Origin of the sequence: Myroides sp. DF42-4-2, assembly GCF_030326445.1 — a bacterium.
Lineage (GTDB): Bacteria > Bacteroidota > Bacteroidia > Flavobacteriales > Flavobacteriaceae > Flavobacterium.
Genome location: NZ_JACAKI010000021.1, coordinates 1494 through 21355, shown reverse-complemented (window position 1 = coordinate 21355; position 19862 = coordinate 1494). Strand labels below are relative to the sequence as shown.

Below are 19862 nucleotides of genomic sequence, written 5' to 3'. Positions count from 1 at the left end.
ACATATTAACTTAGTTTTAAAATTCAGTAGAAAATAAACATAAAGTTATGAAAAGAATGAAATCGCGAATACGTGGAGTCTTAGTGACTGCACTAGTCATACCATCTCTTGTGTTTGCATCTCCCGCATTGTCCAATTGGGCTAGTAAAATGCAACGCTATGTCATTCAAACATTCCCTTTCTTTGGTGAGGAAGCAATAGGGGGAAATGTACGTACGCAAGCACTCTTTGAGGATGAAGATTGCGCAGTCATTACCCAATTGCCCTTTGTCGAGACCTTTGCAAGTGATTCGGAAACAAAACCCTGTTGGACCGTCATCAACAATAATGAGGATGGTAGTACCTGGGATTTGAACGATACTACAACGCCTTATGTCGGCGATCAAGTAGCTGTAATGACAACAGATGGCTTAGATGGTGAAAATGACGATTGGATGATTTCGCCTACCATCACCTTAACAGCCAATCAACGCTTGCGCTATCACTACAAAGTGGAAGCTAGTGATGAACCCAATGATTTTCGCGTGATGCTCTCTACATCGGGTACGGCGGTTGAGAACTTTGAACACGAATTATTACCCCTACAAGCGTACGACAATGTGACCTATAAAGAGCAAATTATCTACCTCAAAGATGCCAATGGCAATTTCTTTGACGGTGATGTTACTATCGCGTGGCACGTTCCTCCTGGAGGTGTAGATGGTTGGCGCTTATATATTGACAATGTAATTGTTGAGGATGTTCCGACTTGTCCTGCTCCTGTAAATATTCAACTGTCTACTCCCACTGCTGTTGGGGTGCAAGTGAATTGGGAACAAGGGTATCAAGAAGAACAGTGGGAAGTGGTTGCTCAAGCTGAAGGAAGCCCTATGCCTACTTCGGGTACTTCGGTAGACGAGACATCATTTACTTTTACCGAATTGAACAGCAATACAGTATACGACATATACGTTCGCGCTATATGCGATGGGGAAGAGGGAACGACCCATTCTGATTGGACAGGCCCTATTCGATTTAGAACGAATATGATTCCCGTTGCTTTGCCTTTTACTGAAGATTTTGAAGGGGAGACTAACTTTGTTTTCATCGGAACAAAAGACAACAAATGGAATATTGGTACTGCAGTGAATAACGGCGGTACGCATGCCATGTATATTAGCAATGACCTTGGCGTAACTTATCAATATACCACAGACGATGACGATTGGACTTCTACTCAATCCTACGCATATCAAGATTTTGACATCGAGGCTGATGTAAATGAACTTCAATTGAGTTTTGACTGGCGTTGTATGGGCGAAGGTCAATTTTGGCCTAGTGATTATTTTAGGGTTTGGGCTGTATCTACCGATTATCAAATCCTCCCTAATGAACCTATTGATGAATTTGCAGATGGCGTATTTCCTATTGGCGCATCCGATTATAAAATGAATAATACCTTCGCCAATGAAGTGATCTTTTTTGATGGGACACCTTTTGCAGGCAGTACACTGCGCCTCGTTTTTGAATGGACTAATGACGGTAGTAGTGGTACTCAACCTCCAGCGGCAATTGACAATATCGACTTGAGAAGAGTGCTTTGTAGTCGACCGCAAAACTTAAACTTAATAAGTGCAACAGCTACCGAATTTACCGTTGGTTGGACAGCCGTTACCGATGTAGAGGATTACGAGTTGATAATTAAAACCAATCCATTACCCGTGGCTGTGGATACGGATATACCCACTCATACAGCAGAAGGAAACTCATTTGTGTTTACTGAGGTCAACCAAGGCTCTTTTTACTACGTTTGGCTGAGAACCTCTTGTGATGAGGATACAAAAAGTATGTGGATCGGCCCTCTAGCCGTGAATATACCAAAAATCCCACCGGTTTCTTTGCCGTATATCGAAGATTTTGAAGGGGATGTGTACTTCCAAACCACTACTGAAGAGCAACATAAATGGGTAACTGGAAATGCTAGTAGCGCTTTTGGAAGCAGATCGTTGTACGTAACCAAAGACGAAGGTCTTACTAATACCTATTATGGAGAGGTAAGCGCAGCTATTCACGCATTTAAAGACGTTATCATTCCGGCAAACTCCCAAGAATTAGAACTTTCTTTTACGTGGAAAGCTTATGGTGAAACAACCATAGACTGGGATACTTGGGATGAAATACCGTCTGATTACATGAGAGTGTGGCTTGTTCCTGCCTCTTTTACACCTACGGCGGGTACGTTAATTACGCCTGCTGCCAATCGCATTGAAATTGATCCTACAAATCCGTTTTTCCAACAGAGAAACTTTACCCAACAGCGCTATATTATTCCTGCTGCCCCTTGGGCCGGACAAAACATGCGCTTGGTGTTTGAGTGGATTCAGAATGATTATAGCGAAAGACAACCCCCTGCTATCGTTGACAATGTAGCCATCAAAGAGTACAATTGTCAGGATGTCGAAAATGTACAAGTGATTCGAATAGAAAACACGGAAAACTTTGAGGTGACATGGACCCCTGCAGCTGGTCAAACCAAATGGGAGGTGTTCATTATCGAAAGTGGTCAACCTTTTCCAACGCTTAGCGATACGGGAATTGTCGTAGAAGGCGATCCTTCTTACATCATTGAAAATGTGCCAGTAGGTGATTTCTACAAAGTATTTGTACGTCCTATTTGTTCGGATACGAATTCAGGATGGTGGATAGGCCCTGTAGATTACGGTATTTTCTATCCTTCGGGATGTGCGAGTATTTCGCTTGAAGATATAGATCTTGATATTTCCGTTGATGGGGAGTATATTATTTGTAGCGAAGATCCATATCCTATTGAACTAAAAGCCGACTATTACGACATTAAAGCCACTACTCAATATGAGGTAGAGCAAATTGATTACGACCCTCCATTCCCGTTCTTTGGCGGTGGTGCAGTAGATTTAACGGTTGATGATTACTGGTCTGAAATTATTGATTTAGGCTTTGATTTCTGCTTCTTTGGCAATAGCTATGACAAAGTATTGATCAATACCAACGGCGCCATCAGCTTTAGTATTGAAGGGGAAGTAGCCGATGGGCGCTATGAACCAAATTCAGGTTCTAGCTGGTCTTTCGAGGAGGAATTGCCTTTTGAAGCTCAAGGTGCCGACGCTCCTTTTGTAAACGCTATTTTTGGTGTGATGCAAGATCTGAATCCCGATCCAACCTCAGGGGCTTCACCCGATGATTTTTCAATCAATTACCAAATTATTGGAGAATATCCTTGCCGTGCCTTAGTGTTTAACATCTATCATTTGGGGCTATACGATCAGCGCTATGATCCAGATGATATCGAAGGAAGCACGCAAACCTCTCAAATTGTGTTGTATGAAATCACCAATATTATTGAAGTTTATGTAAAAAATAGACCCGTAATTGATCCAGATGCCGAGTTCAGACACAATGATGCAAATGGCATAATTGGTATTCAAAATCAAGATGGTACAGTTGCTTATGTACCTCCTGGAAGAAATACAGGGGATTGGGTAGCGCAAAATGAAGCGTGGCGCTTTACTCCATCTGGTCCTTCAATCGCTAGTTTTGAGTGGTTGAAAAATGGCGAGCCTTTTTCTACACAAACCGATATCGCAGTTACAATTGAGGAATCCGTTACCTATAGTGGGGTAATTAAGTATGCACATTGTAATGGTGAAGATATGGTCATTAAGAAAGACTTTGCTTTCTTAAAAGAGCCGATGGAATTTGCAACGCCAAAGACGTTGTTTGATTGTGCCAAGAAACCAGGATCTACGTTTACCTATGACTTAAACGAGAATGTCCCTGTGGTCTTAGCAGGTTTAGATTCGGAAGAGTATGAGGTAGCCTACTACAAGTCGCAAGCGGATGCCGATGCGGATGAAAATGAACTAAATGCAACATATGAAACACAGACGCCAAATGTTGATACGATCTTTATGAAGATCACCAATAAGCTGACGCACTGTTCTAAAGTCATTTCCTTTACCCTTGGGATAAACGAACAGCTAGGAGCAACGCAAATACAACCGATTTTCAAGTGTAAAGAAGCCCTTTTACCTGCACTAGCAGCGGGAGAAGCCTACTATACGGAACCTTACGGGGGCGGTATTAAATATGAGGCAGGAGCGCGCTATAGCGAAGTAGGTCAACATACACTTTACGTGTACAAAGAGGATGAAAAGGGCTGTTATGGAGAATCTACCCTGAGCATTGAGATTTTACCAGAGGTTTTTGCTCCTATCATCGAAGATAAAGTCTTTGCTTGTGAGGCATTTAGATTGCCTATTCTGCCAGAGGGAACAAAGTATTATACCGAACCAAATGAAATGGGAATCGAATTAGAACCTAATTATGAGGTAATCGTTCCTATGACGATTTATATGGTGACGCGAAATGGAAATAAAGACGTGTACTGCTATGATGAAAGTAGTTTTACCGTTGATTTCGAAGATTGTCCTGTTCCTAAAGGTTTTTCACCCAATGGAGATGGTCTAAACGATTCCTTTGACTTGAGTAATCACGGAGTAGCTAAAATCCAGATTTTTAACCGAAACGGTACAGAAGTCTATGCGCACGGTCTTGGTTATACCAACCAATTTGTCGGAAAAGATAAGGCTGGAAATCAATTGCCAAGTGGTACCTACTATTATGTGATTGTATCTCACGGTAAATTGAAAACAGGTTGGGTGCAGTTGAGTTATTAATCAATAAAAAATGGGTGTCAATGACACCCATTTTTTATTCTTGTATTTTTATTCTTGTAATAAGAATGCTTTAAAGTCGGCAAAGTTTAAGGGGTGAACTCCGTGTCCAACTGGATATTCTTTGTAGGTGTGTTTTATTTTTAGCGCATCTAGGATTGGTGCGGTCTTTCTAGCCCAATCTACGGGAATTACTTGATCTACCGTTCCGTGAGAAGCGAAGAACTGCAGCTGACTGAAATCTCCTTCTTCAAAACCTGCTTTGATAATATTTGCATTAAAATAGCCGCTAAGTGCTACTACTTTATTGATTTTTTCAGGATAAGACAAGGCAATTGCATAGCTTAAAATCGCTCCTTGACTAAAGCCTATAAGGTTGATGTTTTGCGGGTCTATAGGATATTTTTCTTGTAATTCTCCTATGAATTGCACGAGTTTATCTCTAGATTCGATGGCTTGATCATCGTCAGAAAACTTATTGGCATCGGCGTCAAAGTGAATCGCATACCACGCATATCCATAGGGTGGAACAGGGTAGGGCGCTTGAGCAGATACAATATAGTAATGATCCGGAAGCTCGCTAGCAAAAGAAAATAAATCTTCTTCATTACTTCCATAGCCGTGTAAAAGTAAAAGTAGCGGATTTTTTTCCATTTTTACTTTAGGCTCTCTAATGATGTAATTAATTGATAGGGATGTTTCCATAATTAAGCAGATAATTTGTCAAACCATTTTTGAAAATAACCACCAACTCCTGGCAGTACGCGAACTTCTCCTTGTGTTGTTCCCAAAAAGCTATAGAACCATAAAACAACAAAACAAATGTAAAAAGGAACCGTTGCAAAAAGGGAATCTACATTAGATACAAAGTATCCGAATACATAAAACATCAGGTGTAAACCAAAGGTTTGTTTGATGTAGAAACCAGCGTATTTGTTTTTGGGTTCAATATTCATAAAAATGACAATCATACACCCTAAAATAGTAAGGTGAGAGGCCAGTGCCATGTTTTTACCCTTTTCAATTTCTTCTGCTGAAAATGTTTTAATCATACTGTTTGAAATAAAATAAGTTGTTTTTAGTCGAACTAAAAATTAAATGTTTGCTTCTCTTGACGGATTACACCGTATACTTTTCCTTGCATGGGTTCGCCTAAAAAGGCTGAGTTTTTCGATTTAGACAAAATGCTGTCTTTGGTAAACGTCCACGAAGCTGCTGTGGTGAATAAGCTTAGGTTTGCTTCATTTCCTTCTGCAATTGATGCAGTAGGTAAACCAAAGATGCTGCGTCCTGCGGTTAGTTTGTCTACAATTACCTCAAGAGGTAAAACGGTATTCAATGCACCAAAGGCCGATTCTAGTCCGATTGTCCCTGATGTAGCAAGGTCAAATTCCAATTTTTTGTGTTCTATATCTAGGGGCATGTGATCTGTAGTAATACAGTCGATGGTATTATCGAGAACACCCGCTAGTAAAGCTTGTCTTGTTGCTTCATCTCTCAATGGAGGAGAAACTTTATGACGGCTGTCAAATTCTGTTAATTTAGCATCCGTCAGCACCAACTGATGCACGGCAACGCTACACGTTACTTGTAAGCCTTTGTTTTTTGCCTCTCGGATTAACTCCAACGAGCGGGCAGTAGATACAGTAGGAATGTGCATTTTACCGCCTGTATACTCCAATAAGAATAGGTTGCGCGCAATTTGCAACTCTTCTGCCAAAGGCGGTATTCCTTTTAATCCCAATTTAGTACTAGTAGCACCTTCGTGAACTACTCCTTTGGCCTTAATGCTTTTGTCTTGTGCAAATGCCAGTACCAATCCATCAAAATCTTGTACATATTGCAAAGCGATTTTTAATACATTGGCGTTGTCAATGGCTTTTTTGTAATCCCCAAAAGCAACCGCACCTGCGTTTTTCATGTCGTATAATTCGGCCAAATCCGTTCCTTCACTTTTCATAGTTAAGGCACCAATCGGAAGGGCTTCTGTTGTTTGACCCGCTGCTTTTTGTTTGATGAAAGCCACCAAGCTTTGATTGTCTGTAATGGGATTATTATTCGATTCAATCGCCACTTGGGTAAACCCACTTCGAGCAGCCACTTCTAATCCATGTACTAGTGTTTCTCTTTCTTCGTAACCAGGCTCACCAAATGAAACAGAGGTGTCAAACCAACCTGGTGAAAGGCACAAATCTTCCAATTGAACCACCTCAGCTCCCTCTACCGTAATAGAAGGCGCTATTTTTTCGATTTTTCCATCTTTCAGGTGTACGTCAACCACTTGATTGTTGTGCGAACTTGTAGCATCTATGATCTTTGCAGATTTTAAAATGATATTCATTTTAGTGCGAGAATTAAATTAGTTATGTGTAGTTAATGTGTACAAAAATACTTTTTATTTTTTGCTTTTGCGAGTAAGAAGCCGAAGAAAACCACAAAAAAAATACACCCCTTACTTGGATGTATTTGTCTGTTTTTTGACCAATATTTTGGAGTTTTCAAAACACTCATTCAACGCTTGATAGATTTGAAAGTCTGTAGCGGTATAAATAAAGCGATCGGTTTGATTGCAATTTTTCAAGGTTTTGATAATATCTTCTTGGGTGATGCCCAATAAACCGCAAACAATTTCGCGATCATAACGGGTTTGCATCAAGGCAATCATATTCTGATCTTCTTTAATTTCTTTAATTTTCTTGAGCTCTTTGGATTTGCCTTTGAATAAGTTGTATACTTCATCCACCGGACTAAAATAGCTGCCCACAGCGATATTATAAGAGGGCATGCTGTAATTTCTGTAAAAGTCGACTCTTAGCTTATCGTTTAGCTGAATGAGCTTGGTATCAACCTCAAGAATTCCCGTAAGGTCATATTTTTTGATGTAAATTTCGGCGAGTTCAATAGACTGCTCCGTCATATACAGTTTTAGGTTGTCGTTGTTTAACCAGTCATTGGTTACTTTCAACTTAATAGGTAAGTAACCCGGGAAGGAGAAGTGGATCGAATCGTTGAGTTTAGCCTCAATAACAAATGAACCATCGCGTTTACTCACAGTTCCTTTGACTTGGGTGATATTAATAACGTTAACGTCATCAGCAGGTAGGAGAGACTTGTCGTTGTAGATTGTTCCCTTCACTTGTGATCCTTGTTGACTCCACGCCGCGAAAGAAAGTAGGCATGTAAATAAAAAAACTGTAAAATTTCTCATCATTTTTAAAATTGCTTAAAAATAGTGGATATTTTACAGTTTTATGTCTTATTTGAAAAAAATTAACAGATTAACTTCTTCTAGGACGTCTTGGTGCGCTACTGTCACCACTTCTTCTTGAAGAACTGCGCTCATTTCTAGGCGCTCTTTCTGTGCGGTTTCCACCTCTGTCATTGCGGTCAGAAGTACGAGAACCACGGTCAGAACGGTTGCTAGAAGAACGATCTCTGCGCTCACCACCTCTGTCGTTTCTATCGCCTCGATCTCTGCGCTCAGAACGGAATCCTCCATCTCCACGGCCACCGCGTCTGTTGTGATCTCTTCTTCCTGCATTTCTTCCTCCGTCGTTATTTGAGATTTCAACATTTACACGACGATCTTGGTAGGTCTCGTTGTTTAAAACACTCATAATCTTGTCTGCGTGCTCAGCATCTGTGTTGAAGAATGAGAATCCTTCTTTTACATCTACCTTGAACAAGTCATCACGACCTAGTTCTAGCGTATCGCGCAAGTAATCTTTCAAGCTCATCCAGTCAAAACCGTCTTTTGCTCCTAAGTTCAAGAAGAAACGAACCGCTCCATCTGTCGGAACTTCTTTAGACGATCTTCCTGAAGAAACATTGGCTAAGCTGTTTGACGCTTTTTGGTAATATTCCAATAAGTGTTTGAACTCTAAAGAAATTACTTTTTGGATCAGTTCTTCCGTTGTTAAATCTTCTAACAACTCCATAATAGAAGGTAAGAACGTTTCAATTTCAGTGCTTACTTCAGCATTCTTGATGCGATTAGCTAAGTGGTATAATTGAATTTCGCAGATTTCCATTCCAGAAGGAATCGGTTTTTCTTCGAATTTCGTTTTCATGATACGCTCGATTTGAGAAATCTTACGTGCCTCACTTTTGGTGATGATTACCATAGAAACCCCTGATTTTCCAGCACGTCCTGTACGACCACTACGGTGTGTATAGGTTTCGATTTCATCTGGAAGTTGGTAGTTTACTACGTGTGTAATATCATCCACGTCAATACCACGTGCTGCCACGTCTGTTGCAACTAACATCTGGATTTGTTTACCTCTAAAGGCTTTCATTACCCCATCGCGTTGTGCTTGAGATAAATCTCCGTGTAGTGCAGCTGCGTTGTATCCATCTTCAATTAGCTTTTCAGCAATGGCTTGGGTATCTCTTTTGGTTCTACAGAAGATTACAGAAAAGATATCTGGATTAGCATCCGCTAAGCGCTTTAATGCTAAATAACGGTCTCTTGCCGAAACTAAATAATACTCGTGACTAACATTGGTAGAACCTTGATTTTTATGTCCAACTGTAATTTCAGCAGGATTAGACATAAATTCTCTTGCGATGCTAGCAACTTCTGCTGGCATTGTTGCCGAGAATAACCAAGTGCTCTTGTCTTCTGGTGTGTCAGCTAAAATAGAGGTAATGTCCTCGTAAAACCCCATATTCAACATCTCATCTGCCTCATCTAACACACAGTATTCGATGTGTTTGATATCAACCATACCGCGGTTAATCATATCTTGCATTCTACCCGGAGTAGCTACAATAATATGTGCACCACGCTTGATTTCTCTTGCTTGCTCTGTAATACTCGCCCCACCGTATACAGCTACTGTATGAAGTCCTTTTACGTACTTAGAGTATTGTTTGATTTCATTTGCAATTTGCAAGCATAACTCCCTCGTTGGTGATAAAATCAACGCCTGAGTGTGTTTTTTAGACAGGTCAATTTTCTGAATAAGCGGAAAACCAAATGCTGCGGTTTTCCCAGTCCCTGTTTGGGCTAACGCAACAATATCGGTATTTTTTTCTAATAATAAAGGAATTGCTTTTTCCTGGATTTCTGAAGGATTTTCAAATCCTAAATCATTAATTGCAGAGAGTAGCAATTCATTTAAACCTAATAGTTCGAAATTGTTCATATAAATAATAAAATAGGGGCAAAGGTACTACTATTCTTTTATTAAATATTGATTTATCCCCATAAAAAAAATAAAAAAAGTGATTTTCATCGCGATAATTGTTTTTTTTATCATTTTATATCCGCATTTGCATGGAAGATTGTGAATTCCTTCGCCTTTACGCCCTATGTTTAACCTCTTTTACAGCAAATGAAAAATATTTTTATCATTTATTTACTCCTTTCTTCCTCTCCTCTTTATAAAGGAATAAGTCGCAATTTGCGTATCAGCCTTTTGATTTTAAACTGTTTAGGATTTTTTTAAGAGAAAGTATTTCCCCAAGGGGGGATAAATGCTGGGCTTTCTCGGAGAAAAAAAAGCTTGGATGTGCTTTGTTATTACAAAAGTACTTGTAATTTTGTCTAAGAAGTTTGAGCTTTAATACACAAAACTTATTGGTGTATGTCAATTTTAAGATATCATAAAAATATTAGTGGGGACTAAATATATTATACTGAATTCTTAAAAAAAAAGTAAACCCTTCGATAGCTTCAAACTTCGTTTGCTATTGAAGGGTTTTTTTATGATTAACAGTTGATGCTTTGTCCTGTTCTTTGGTTATAAGGCTAACAGTTTCTCCATATTGCGGTCAAAAATATTGACAAAGGCTTCTTGAATGCTGCCGTCTGCATGGAGGATGATACTGCGTTGTATTTTAGTGATAATCCATTTGTCTTTCATATCGTTAAAATCCACACAGCGCAGTTCGATCAGGTTCGGGTGCTTGTACTCGCTTACCAAATCTCGCCATTCGTCGTGTTCTCCGTCAATACATACGGAAATAACCTGAATATCGGGTAGTTTTTCTAGCAATTCCAAGGCGCGTTTGTGGCTGGCGTTGGCATGGGCCAAGCCGTTTTTAGTCCAAACAAACATCAGCGTCTTTTTGCGAATGAGCTTTTTAAAATCAACAGCCTGTTCCTCAAGGTCTACGAGTTCTACTTTCGGCAAGCGATTCTCGTACTTTAAGTTCTGTACCGCTGTCTGAATCTTAATTATCTCCTGATGTTGGGTCGTATCGGTTGAAAGCTTAAAGTATCGCTCAAAGAACTTGTCGTTGTTGTTTAAGTTTTGATCCTCTAGCAGGTAGATTAGTGCAATATTGTCTAAAATAGTGTTCTTTACCTTCTCATTGCGAATTAACGTATCAACCACATTGAGCTTAGTGATATTTTTATCAAATTTCGTCTGACTGTCAAAATCCAAGTCCGATTCATCACTTATAGAGCTCAGCATAATAGCCAAGTACTTCGTAAAGGAAGAATAGCGAATCAGTTTTTCATTGTTGAAATCCACTTTATTGCGGAAGGAGTAGTAGTCCGTAGGAAGTTGATCTCGAATGTCTTCTTTGGTTCTCACATAGTGCGCAATAGGATAAATTTCCTTTTGACTGTAGAAGTGAAGGTCGAGTTTTGTTTTGGCATAGAGGTCAAATTCAGGTCCCCAATCCACAATGGCCTTGCTGCGCAAATAATACGTTGTGCGTGCGGCATGGGTCGAGTCGATAAAACGCATGAATTGGTTTACACCAAGGTCGTAGTTTTCATATCGCGTCGATTCATCCACTAAATTTTTGACGGTGAGATTCATTAAAAAATTATTCTTTTCCGAACCGCGACCTGAATAAATAATCGAATGATCAAAATCTCTCGAATTCAAACGCAAGTGCAAACTGTCGTTCTTGTCGAAATAAACGTATTGAAACTCAGGGTTAATGCGATAGATGTAAAGTCCGGGTGACAAAGAATCAAACTTTTTCTCAAAGTGATTGTTTTCATCCAAGAAAATGGTGTCCAACAACATATTATCCTTAAAGAATAAAATATAATTGGCGGTAGGGTTTTGTATTTCTCCACTAAAATGAGCCGAGTAGTCGGTCGTTTCAAATTTCTGTTGACAGGAACAAAACAACGCGAGCAGTGGCAAAATACCATAGCGAATACTTGTATTTAAAAAGGTACTATACATTGATTGGGGAATAATGCTAGTTAAAATTTGACGTCTGTAACAAAAGTAAGTTTTACCTTTAGTTAATGTTGTTAACAGATGGTTAAAATAAGTAATTCAAATTTGAAATAAATAAGAGGGATTAAATCTCATATATATTTAGTAATTTTGCGACAAATTAAATCAAACGAGAAAAAATGTTAACAGTTTCAAATCTGTCAGTTCAGTTCGGTAAACGAATTTTATTTGATGAAGTAAATGTAACCTTTACACAAGGTAATTGCTATGGAATTATCGGTGCAAATGGTGCGGGTAAATCAACGTTTTTGAAAATATTATCAGGAGAAATTGATCCTACATCAGGCCATGTGATTCTCGAGCCAGGGAAGCGTATGTCCGTCTTGAACCAGAACCACAACATGTTTGATGAGCACACTGTGTTAGAAACCGTGGTCATGGGGAACAAAGATTTGTTTGCCGTTAAAAAAGAAATGGACGACTTGTATTTGAACTATACCGATGAGAACGCAGATCGCATTGGGGAGCTTCAAATTCGCTTTGATGAGATGAATGGATGGAATGCCGAGTCTGATGCAGCTACGATGTTGTCTAACTTGGGTATTTCTGAAGAATTTCACTATACTTTAATGGGTGAAATGGATGCGAAATTAAAAGTACGTGTGTTATTAGCACAAGCTTTATTCGGTAATCCAGACGTGTTGATCATGGATGAGCCTACCAACGACTTGGACTTTGAGACTATCGGTTGGTTAGAGAACTTCTTGGCAAACTACGAGAATACGGTACTAGTGGTATCTCACGACCGTCACTTCTTAGATGCGGTTTGTACCCATGTATCGGATATTGACTTTGGTAAGATTACGCATTACTCAGGAAACTATACGTTCTGGTATGAGTCTAGTCAATTAGCAGCGAAACAAAGAGCCCAACAAAATAAGAAAGCAGAGGAGAAAAAAGCTGAATTAGAGGAGTTTATCCGTCGTTTCAGTGCGAACGTTGCCAAGTCAAAACAAGCGACATCGCGTAAAAAGATGATTGATAAATTGAAGTTGGACGATATTAAGCCTTCTTCTCGTCGCTATCCGGCAATTATCTTCGATCAAGATAGAGAAGCTGGAGATCAAATCTTAAACATTACCGGATTGGCTAGTTCAATTGAAGGGGAAGTGTTGTTTAAAGATGTTGATTTAAACGTGGTAAAAGGAGATAAAATTGTTGTGATTTCTCGCGATTCACGTGCTACAACGGCTTTCTACGAAATCATTAACGGCAACCGCCAAGCGGATGCAGGTAAAGTAGAGTGGGGGATTACAACGTCTCAGTCGTACTTGCCAGCAGAAAATCACGAGTTCTTTGACAATGATCTAACCCTAGTAGATTGGTTGCGTCAATGGGCTAAAACAGAAGAGGAAAGAGACGAAGTATACGTACGTGGTTTCTTAGGTAAAATGATCTTCTCTGGTGAAGAAGCACTAAAAACGGGTAGAGTATTGTCTGGAGGGGAAAAAGTGCGTTGTATGTTGTCTCGTATGATGATGTTAAGAGCGAATGTCTTGATGTTAGACGAGCCTACAAACCACTTAGACTTGGAGTCAATTACTGCCTTCAACAACTCCTTAAAAGGATTTAAAGGAACCGTTTTATTCACAACACACGATAAAGAGTTCGCTCAAACCGTGGGTACGCGTATTTTAGAGTTAACGCCAAACGGTGTAATCGATCGCTATATGACTTTTGAAGATTACCTTGATGATCCAAAAGTGAAAGAGCTAAGAGAAAAAATGTACAAGGAATAAGCAACCGTTTACGGTTAGTACAGCTAGTATATAAAACGCCAATCATCTGAGATGATTGGCGTTTTAGTTTACAGTGTACGGTTTACAGTTCTGCTACAAAAAAAGCCAATCATAACAAATGATTGGCTTTTTTGTGGATATTTAGTATTGTTAGCAGTTTACACTGTCAACCGTAAGCTAAATTATCTTACGCGTCTAACTTCAACTGCGTTTAATCCTTTTTTACCTTTTTCAACTTCGTAAGTAACCACGTCGTTTTCACGAATACGGTCAACTAAACCTGAAGTGTGTACAAAAATATCTTCTCCGTTATCGTCTGGTGTGATAAAACCAAACCCTTTAGTTTCATTAAAAAACTTTACTGTTCCTTGTTGCATAATTAATTAAATTTATTATTCTTTTTTAGCTGCTTCTACAGCTCTTATTCCATTTTTACTTTGCTCTAATTTAAAGCTTATTTTCAATCCTTTTTCTAAAGGTACACTCAAATCATTTTGATGAAGGAAAATACTTTCTCTCGTTTGAGAATCAATCACGAATGCATAGCCTTTGTCTGTTACATAGCTTATGATTCCCTCGTGATCTTCTTGAGAAACTTTTTCAGTTTTCTTGATTTCTTGTTTCTCTTGTAAAGCTTGTTCTTCAGGAGTAAGATGAGTTAATTGTCCTAGTTTGTCAACATAAACAAATAAATCTTCTAAATCTTTTCCTTTATTGTTGTGTTGTTTACGCTCTTCTCTGCGTTTAAGTTTCTCTTCTTGCTTTTGTTTCTTTTTTTTGTTGTTTTCTTTCTTAAAAAATGAGTCTGCCATTAATTGATTAAATAGTTAACAAATGCTTTTTTGCAGTTGTAGGTTTGTAAATGGGTGTCGCTTGTATAAGCAACTAAGAAAAATAGATCATTACATTTGTAGTTACAGCTAAAGCGCTTCACGAGGAAGGGTACTGAGAAGTTGTTTGAAAAAAAACCGACTTACTACCAATGAAAATAAAAAATATTTATCTTTTTGTGATAAATGCAAAAACAGTAGTAAAGGTTTGAAAATGATAAGCGCAGTTTATATGCTGCGATTGAAATTTACCAGGCTATACAATAAGTTTAATTGCCGTAATCCCGACAAAGGTATAGTTTTTTTAATTAGAAAAGGGTTTTTTAGCAAAAAATATTTTTTTTATTGAATGAATAGGACAGGTTTTTTTGCTTTTTGTTCTTCGCTCTTCGCTCTTCGCTCTTTGCTATTTGTTTGGAAGATTTTTCATAACCCATAAATCTGCACTACTCACCAATAAAAAAACGCAAAAGGAATAAGCCTTTTGCGTTTCCGTTTTAGATTGACTGTTATGACACTGGCGTTTTGTGTAAAACGCAATAGAAAACAGCTTCTCTCTTTTATAGCAATTTGTATTCGGTTTCTCTTTACTATCTCCATTCTAGTTCCCCATTGTCCAATACGACAAAGGTAAACTCATAGTAGTTGGTCGTAGTAGATCTCGCGTGATGTTGTACAGCTTCGCCTACTTTTTTCGCTTGTACGGTTAGCGATTCTCTTATTTCGTTCGGTCCAGTAGCTTTGAAGCGATAGCTGTGTAGTAAAAAGTTATCGTAAGTTTCTTCGCTATTTTCTGGGTATTCTTCCATCACTAGTTTTACTGCTTTGATGAAATTGTCATATTTTTTGCTGTAGTCAATATCTTTGATTTTGAATGCATTGGCTTTGCGCTGGTCTGCCTCTTTTTTGATGTGTTCTATTTGCAGCATCAAATTGTTTTCGCTTTTTTCCTGTAAGCCATTTTTTTGATTGTAGGTTTGTGTGTATTCCTTGTCACCTTCCCAAAATACCACAGCTATTTGGTCTAATCTCGTATCTAATTTAGGCGTAGATAACACAAGTTCTGTAATGGCTAAATCTGGTGAAAATACCTTTTCTACTGCAGCTTTTATCTCTGCTGTATTGTTTTCTTCGTGTAGGTGAATGGTTGTATCACCCCCACATGATAGTGCTAAGAAAGCAATAAGGGTACCAAAAAGTGCAACTGATTTCTTCATCATATGTATAGTTTTTAAATTTCCTGCTTTTGTGCAATAAGGCGACTTAAGGCAATAGGAAAAGCTACTTGTGCTCTGGCATTCGTTGGTTTAACGAGGCGAAAACAGATGGTATTCCTTTTACCTATCGCTTATTACTTAAAAAAGGGGTTTGGCTAAAGCAAAAATTGGGGACTAGAATTCGCACCACAACGTGGAAACAACAAGTGTACAACATCGTTTTGTACTATTTTTACCTTAGTTGGTGCAAAGGTACGCGCATATGAAGGGGAAGAAAGCCTTTGTTTATTTTCGCACTACTACAATCAATATTCGTCCCTTTGTACAGATTATCCGTTAACAATAGCCTTAGGATATACTTTGGATGTAGGAGAGAATCAGTTCTTTTTTGCGCTCAGATACCGGTATGCTTGCCTGATTGGTCAATTCCAGATAACCGTCCTTGTAGTATTTACTAATATAAGCCGTATTGACCATATAGGATTGATGGCAGCGGATAAACTGAGCGGGAATTAATAAATCTTCGTACTCTTTTATGACCTTAGAAACCATGAGTTTTTCTCCGTTAGCGAGGTAAAAAGTCGTGTATCCCTTGTCGCTTTGACAATAGACGATATCGGCAATACACACAATTTGAGTATAGTGAAACGTTTTCAGGGCCAGTCGCTTTGGCAGTTGTGGGGTTTGTAGTTGTTCTTGGGCGACTTGAATTTGGGCTTTTTCAAACAGGTATGCCGTTTTCTTTTGGTAGCAACGTTCAATTGCTTGTGTAAACTCAAGGTCGTCAATGGGTTTGACTAAATAGCCCAAGGCGCCTAAGTTTAGTGCCTTTATGGCGTATTGGCTATAGGCAGTTATGAAGATCAATTGGGTAGTGGGGCTGTTCAATCGCTGGAGTAGCTCAAAGCTACTGCCGTCTTTCAATTGGATATCCGCTAAAATTAAATCCGGTTGTTGGGCTATAATCTCAGGATACGCCTTGGCAATTGAATCAGCATATCCCACCACTTGGAGGTAGGGGATATCGACAACTAAGGATAAGATGTACTTTAGGATGGCAACTTCGTCTTCGAGGATGTATACTTTCATGCGGTTGAATTAAGAATAGAGAATAGGAATACACAAGACCACTTCAACGCCACTGCCAGAAGAAGTATCGTTGAGGGAGTGTAGGTGAAAAAATGCGCGTTGTTTTTTAGCTAAAAATAGCACCTCCAAGCGCTCTTGGGTAATAATTTGAGAGAGCGATTGCTTTTGTGCTGTGGAGGGTTCATCTTGAAACCCTCGACCGTTGTCGCGTATATAGAGGTAGAGCTGCTGCTCTTTTTCCTCTAGGGTCAACGTTAGTACTCCGCGATAATCTATGTTTTTAAAGCCGTGTTCAATGGCATTTTCAATAAAAGGTTGAAGGAGCATAGGCGGAATCAAAAGTTCGTCCAGATCAACGCCATGGGTGTTAATTTGATAGTCAAACGAATGGTTATAGCGCATTTGCTGCACGCGGAGGTAGTTTTCTACCGCGTCTATATCTTCTGCTAGGGATACAAAATCACGGCGATTAAGCTCGAGTATGTGACGCATTAATTTGGACAGTGCAACCAGATAACGGTTGGCTTTTGTTTTGTTCTCCTGGTTGATAAATCCCTGTAAATTGGCAATCGCATTGTAGATAAAATGCGGATTGAGTTGTAGCTGTAGCATGCGCTGTTCCAGTTCCATCTTCTTGTTTTGCATCTCGAGTCGCCTGTTTTTTTCACTCAACAAACGCTGGCGATAGAGAATTAGTCCATAGAGCAACACAGCAACAACAAAAATCACAGCGAATAAACTAATCCAACGCTGTTGTTGAAAGTTCTTTTGTTGGAGTAGGAAGTTTTCTTTGAGCGTGGTTATTTCAATGTCCTTTTGCTTGGTTTGGTATTGAATTTCCAATTCGTGCAGCTTGTCTGCATTCATTTTTTCCTTCATTCGCGTAGCATGGGCAAAAGAAGAATCCAAGGCAACGAGTGCTTGTTGGTAATCGCCCTTGCGTTTATACACTTGGCTCAACCCCCCGTATAGGTGATTCTGTTCGCGTATTTTCATTTGTTGGGCGAGTGCAATCCCTTCTTTATAATAATGGATGGCGTCGTCGTATTGTTGGTTTCGCTCAAAACTCGTCGCCAAGTTATTGTAAACCATGGGGTGGAGTTGATTTGTTTTTTGGCTGTAGTGAAAGTAGCGCTTACTGCTGTTTAGCGCTTCTTCATAGCTGCCGATCATGGCGAAATAACGCGCTTCCATATCGAAATAACGCGTTTTGGCAATTTCATCTCCCGAACCTTTAAGCAGATTCTTTAATTGAGTCAAGGCGTAAAAAGCCTTGTCTCGATCTTGTACTTCCGCAGCCAGTAAAAAAGAAATATCGTAAAAGCGCGATTGAATCACGCGATTGTCTCGGAAGGGGTGATGAGCGAAGTAGAGTTCTGTATATTTTATCGATTGATCGATATCGCGATTGAGGAAGTAGGCTTTAGCTAAGATGTCGTACAGCTGGTAGTCTAGAATAGTGGAGTGCTTATGCACTTCTTCCAATTGTTGATAGAGTTGTTCCATCACCGCTAGGGAAGCTACCCTATGGTGTTTGATCTCCTGGTTCAATTGGGTGTAGGTGATCAGCCGTTGCCAAGTCATATCCAAGTCCTCATAAACCGCTAAGGATTGGTCAAAGTAGAACATCACACTGTCTTGTTGAGGGCTGTTGTAAAAGAGCAAGCTCTTTAAATAAGCTCCATAAGGCGAATGAGCCAGTGCAGCATCAGGTTGAGCCAAGGCCTTTTCGATGATGGGCTTGCGTTCCAAAGTCGGAATAGTATCTAAGCCCAAGTAGAGCGCTAAACTCTGTTGAGCCAAAGGAAAAGAGATCGCCGATTCGCCACTTTTATCCGAATCAACAGGGCGTTGTTCCGTACAACTAGAAACAGCGAGCAAAGCGATAAAAAAGCAAACGATACGCATCATGGCACAAACAATAGTAGAAAAGAACAAGTATTTCGCACTTTAGTGGTGAATAATGCACAAAAAAACAAAAGTACTCGTCTAATTAGATATTTTATGCAAACATAAATCATATTCTCAAACTAATTTAAGGAAGTAACTAAAAAGTCAAAAGGAGAACCTAAGTCGCAGTGCTCCTTATTGGTTTTCTTTGAAGGGAAAGGGAGAATTACTACCTTTGGATAAAAGGTAATACTGTCATGTTTAGGCATCAAGGAAAAAATCGCGCATATTCACACAACCTCAAATTAGCCTCTTTGCTATCCTGTGTAGCAGGGATTGTGAATAGTATTGGGGTGTTGGGATTGAGTACGCTTACGACGAATGTAACCGGACATTTTGCCTTTTTTGCCGAAGAAGTAACAGAAGAAAATTATCCCCGTGCCTTAGTGTATTTGATCTACATCTTTTTCTTTTTACTCGGATCCTTTATATCGAGCCTCATTATGGAATGGGTGTTGAAACACAAACCCGAAGTGTCTTATGTCATCCCCATTCTAATTGAAGTAGCTTTGCTCATTGGTATTAGTGTGGTAGATCTCTTCTTTGAAGGCGCACTGAGGAAGTATAGCGTGTTTACCGCCTTGGTTCTGTTGTTTTCTATGGGATTGCAAAACTCCTTGGTTACACGTGTTTCCGGAGCAGTGGTGCGCACAACACATCTAACCGGATTATTTACCGATTTGGGTATTGTGCTCTCTCAGCTGTTCTTCTATAGAAATCGAGCCGAACGCCTGCGCTTGTTTCGTAGTATCTTCCTCATGCTTGCCATTATTGGCTGTTTCTTTATTGGGTGTGTTGCCGGCGGTTTTTTATTCTTCCAATATCAATTTAAAACCTTGCTCTTAGCTGCTATTTTACTCCTGTTCGCCTTGTGGTATGACCAATTGCTGATGAGTTACTATACGTTGAGACGCAGAATTCAGAATAGAGATTTTAGGTTGTAAGAAATGGTTTTTTTGCACGTTGCACGTTGCACGTTGTTTTTTGCTCTTTGCTCGTTGCTCGTTGCTCGTCGCTCTTTGTAAAGCACAATTATCTTGCAAATGAAGAGACTGAACAAACCGCGCAAATAACAAATCGTAGATTCATCGAACACCAAAACAAAATATAAGCTTGGTTAGATACACTGCAC

General features: G+C 39.4%; 14 protein-coding genes. 3 read left to right on the top strand and 11 right to left on the bottom strand.

The window, feature by feature from the left end:
* The first annotated feature begins 47 nt into the window (after positions 1–47).
* Positions 48–4694 (top strand): choice-of-anchor J domain-containing protein, encoded by a 4647-nt coding sequence (locus tag HX062_RS13620; protein WP_286467770.1) that lies wholly within the window; start codon positions 48–50, stop codon positions 4692–4694.
* Positions 4695–4742: 48 nt separating this feature from the next.
* Here HX062_RS13620 and HX062_RS13615 read toward each other — a convergent pair whose 3' ends face one another.
* The 6 genes from HX062_RS13615 to HX062_RS13590 all read right to left on the bottom strand — a co-directional run bounded on the left by HX062_RS13615 (position 4743) and on the right by HX062_RS13590 (position 11848).
* Positions 4743–5396, bottom strand: coding sequence for an alpha/beta hydrolase (locus HX062_RS13615; protein WP_182626501.1), 654 nt, complete (start codon positions 5394–5396; stop codon positions 4743–4745).
* Between the two features lie 2 nt (positions 5397–5398).
* Positions 5399–5743, bottom strand: coding sequence for a hypothetical protein (locus tag HX062_RS13610; RefSeq protein WP_182626502.1), 345 nt, complete (start codon positions 5741–5743; stop codon positions 5399–5401).
* A gap of 35 nt (positions 5744–5778) precedes the next feature.
* Entirely contained in the window at positions 5779–7032 is a 1254-nt protein-coding gene (locus HX062_RS13605) for a dihydroorotase (RefSeq protein WP_286467769.1), read from the bottom strand.
* 111 nt (positions 7033–7143) lie between these two features.
* Complete coding sequence (locus HX062_RS13600; RefSeq protein WP_255492378.1) at positions 7144–7902, bottom strand: peptidase associated/transthyretin-like domain-containing protein; 759 nt, start codon at positions 7900–7902, stop codon at positions 7144–7146.
* Between the two features lie 67 nt (positions 7903–7969).
* Positions 7970–9841: a DEAD/DEAH box helicase gene (locus HX062_RS13595; protein ID WP_182626504.1), complete on the bottom strand. Its 1872-nt coding sequence runs from the start codon at positions 9839–9841 to the stop codon at positions 7970–7972.
* A 597-nt stretch (positions 9842–10438) separates the two neighbouring features.
* Complete coding sequence (locus HX062_RS13590; RefSeq protein ID WP_286467767.1) at positions 10439–11848, bottom strand: hypothetical protein; 1410 nt, start codon at positions 11846–11848, stop codon at positions 10439–10441.
* Between the two features lie 176 nt (positions 11849–12024).
* Here HX062_RS13590 and HX062_RS13585 point away from each other — a divergent pair, with 176 nt between their 5' ends.
* Positions 12025–13644, top strand: coding sequence for an ABC-F family ATP-binding cassette domain-containing protein (locus tag HX062_RS13585; RefSeq protein WP_286467766.1), 1620 nt, complete (start codon positions 12025–12027; stop codon positions 13642–13644).
* Between the two features lie 182 nt (positions 13645–13826).
* Here the strand turns inward: HX062_RS13585 and HX062_RS13580 are convergent, their stop codons facing one another.
* The 5 genes from HX062_RS13580 to HX062_RS13560 all read right to left on the bottom strand — a co-directional run bounded on the left by HX062_RS13580 (position 13827) and on the right by HX062_RS13560 (position 18691).
* Positions 13827–14021, bottom strand: a complete 195-nt coding sequence (locus tag HX062_RS13580; RefSeq protein ID WP_182626507.1) for a cold-shock protein — start codon at positions 14019–14021, stop codon at positions 13827–13829.
* Positions 14022–14036: 15 nt separating this feature from the next.
* A complete protein-coding gene (locus tag HX062_RS13575) occupies positions 14037–14456 on the bottom strand; it encodes a cold-shock protein (protein WP_182626508.1) in 420 nt (139 codons plus the stop codon).
* Positions 14457–15064: 608 nt separating this feature from the next.
* Positions 15065–15694: a hypothetical protein gene (locus HX062_RS13570; protein ID WP_255492379.1), complete on the bottom strand. Its 630-nt coding sequence runs from the start codon at positions 15692–15694 to the stop codon at positions 15065–15067.
* Between the two features lie 345 nt (positions 15695–16039).
* Positions 16040–16780, bottom strand: a complete 741-nt coding sequence (locus tag HX062_RS13565; protein WP_182626509.1) for a LytR/AlgR family response regulator transcription factor — start codon at positions 16778–16780, stop codon at positions 16040–16042.
* Between the two features lie 9 nt (positions 16781–16789).
* The gene (locus HX062_RS13560) at positions 16790–18691 is read right to left on the bottom strand and encodes a histidine kinase (protein WP_286467765.1); all 1902 of its coding nucleotides are present in this window, start codon (positions 18689–18691) and stop codon (positions 16790–16792) included.
* Positions 18692–18927: 236 nt separating this feature from the next.
* On the opposite strand from HX062_RS13560, the gene HX062_RS13555 reads away from it, so the two are divergent.
* Positions 18928–19674 (top strand): YoaK family protein, encoded by a 747-nt coding sequence (locus HX062_RS13555; protein ID WP_182626511.1) that lies wholly within the window; start codon positions 18928–18930, stop codon positions 19672–19674.
* Positions 19675–19862 lie beyond the last annotated feature (188 nt).

Excerpts from the sequence above, each read along its gene's own strand:
- HX062_RS13620 (WP_286467770.1), top strand. The coding sequence starts at position 48 with ATGAAAAGAATGAAATCGCGAATACGTGGAGTCTTAGTGACTGCACTA.
- HX062_RS13615 (WP_182626501.1), bottom strand. The coding sequence starts at position 5,396 with ATGGAAACATCCCTATCAATTAATTACATCATTAGAGAGCCTAAAGTA.
- HX062_RS13610 (WP_182626502.1), bottom strand. The coding sequence starts at position 5,743 with ATGATTAAAACATTTTCAGCAGAAGAAATTGAAAAGGGTAAAAACATG.
- HX062_RS13605 (WP_286467769.1), bottom strand. The coding sequence starts at position 7,032 with ATGAATATCATTTTAAAATCTGCAAAGATCATAGATGCTACAAGTTCG.
- HX062_RS13600 (WP_255492378.1), bottom strand. The coding sequence starts at position 7,902 with ATGATGAGAAATTTTACAGTTTTTTTATTTACATGCCTACTTTCTTTC.
- HX062_RS13595 (WP_182626504.1), bottom strand. The coding sequence starts at position 9,841 with ATGAACAATTTCGAACTATTAGGTTTAAATGAATTGCTACTCTCTGCA.
- HX062_RS13590 (WP_286467767.1), bottom strand. The coding sequence starts at position 11,848 with ATGTATAGTACCTTTTTAAATACAAGTATTCGCTATGGTATTTTGCCA.
- HX062_RS13585 (WP_286467766.1), top strand. The coding sequence starts at position 12,025 with ATGTTAACAGTTTCAAATCTGTCAGTTCAGTTCGGTAAACGAATTTTA.
- HX062_RS13580 (WP_182626507.1), bottom strand. The coding sequence starts at position 14,021 with ATGCAACAAGGAACAGTAAAGTTTTTTAATGAAACTAAAGGGTTTGGT.
- HX062_RS13575 (WP_182626508.1), bottom strand. The coding sequence starts at position 14,456 with ATGGCAGACTCATTTTTTAAGAAAGAAAACAACAAAAAAAAGAAACAA.
- HX062_RS13570 (WP_255492379.1), bottom strand. The coding sequence starts at position 15,694 with ATGATGAAGAAATCAGTTGCACTTTTTGGTACCCTTATTGCTTTCTTA.
- HX062_RS13565 (WP_182626509.1), bottom strand. The coding sequence starts at position 16,780 with ATGAAAGTATACATCCTCGAAGACGAAGTTGCCATCCTAAAGTACATC.
- HX062_RS13560 (WP_286467765.1), bottom strand. The coding sequence starts at position 18,691 with ATGATGCGTATCGTTTGCTTTTTTATCGCTTTGCTCGCTGTTTCTAGT.
- HX062_RS13555 (WP_182626511.1), top strand. The coding sequence starts at position 18,928 with ATGTTTAGGCATCAAGGAAAAAATCGCGCATATTCACACAACCTCAAA.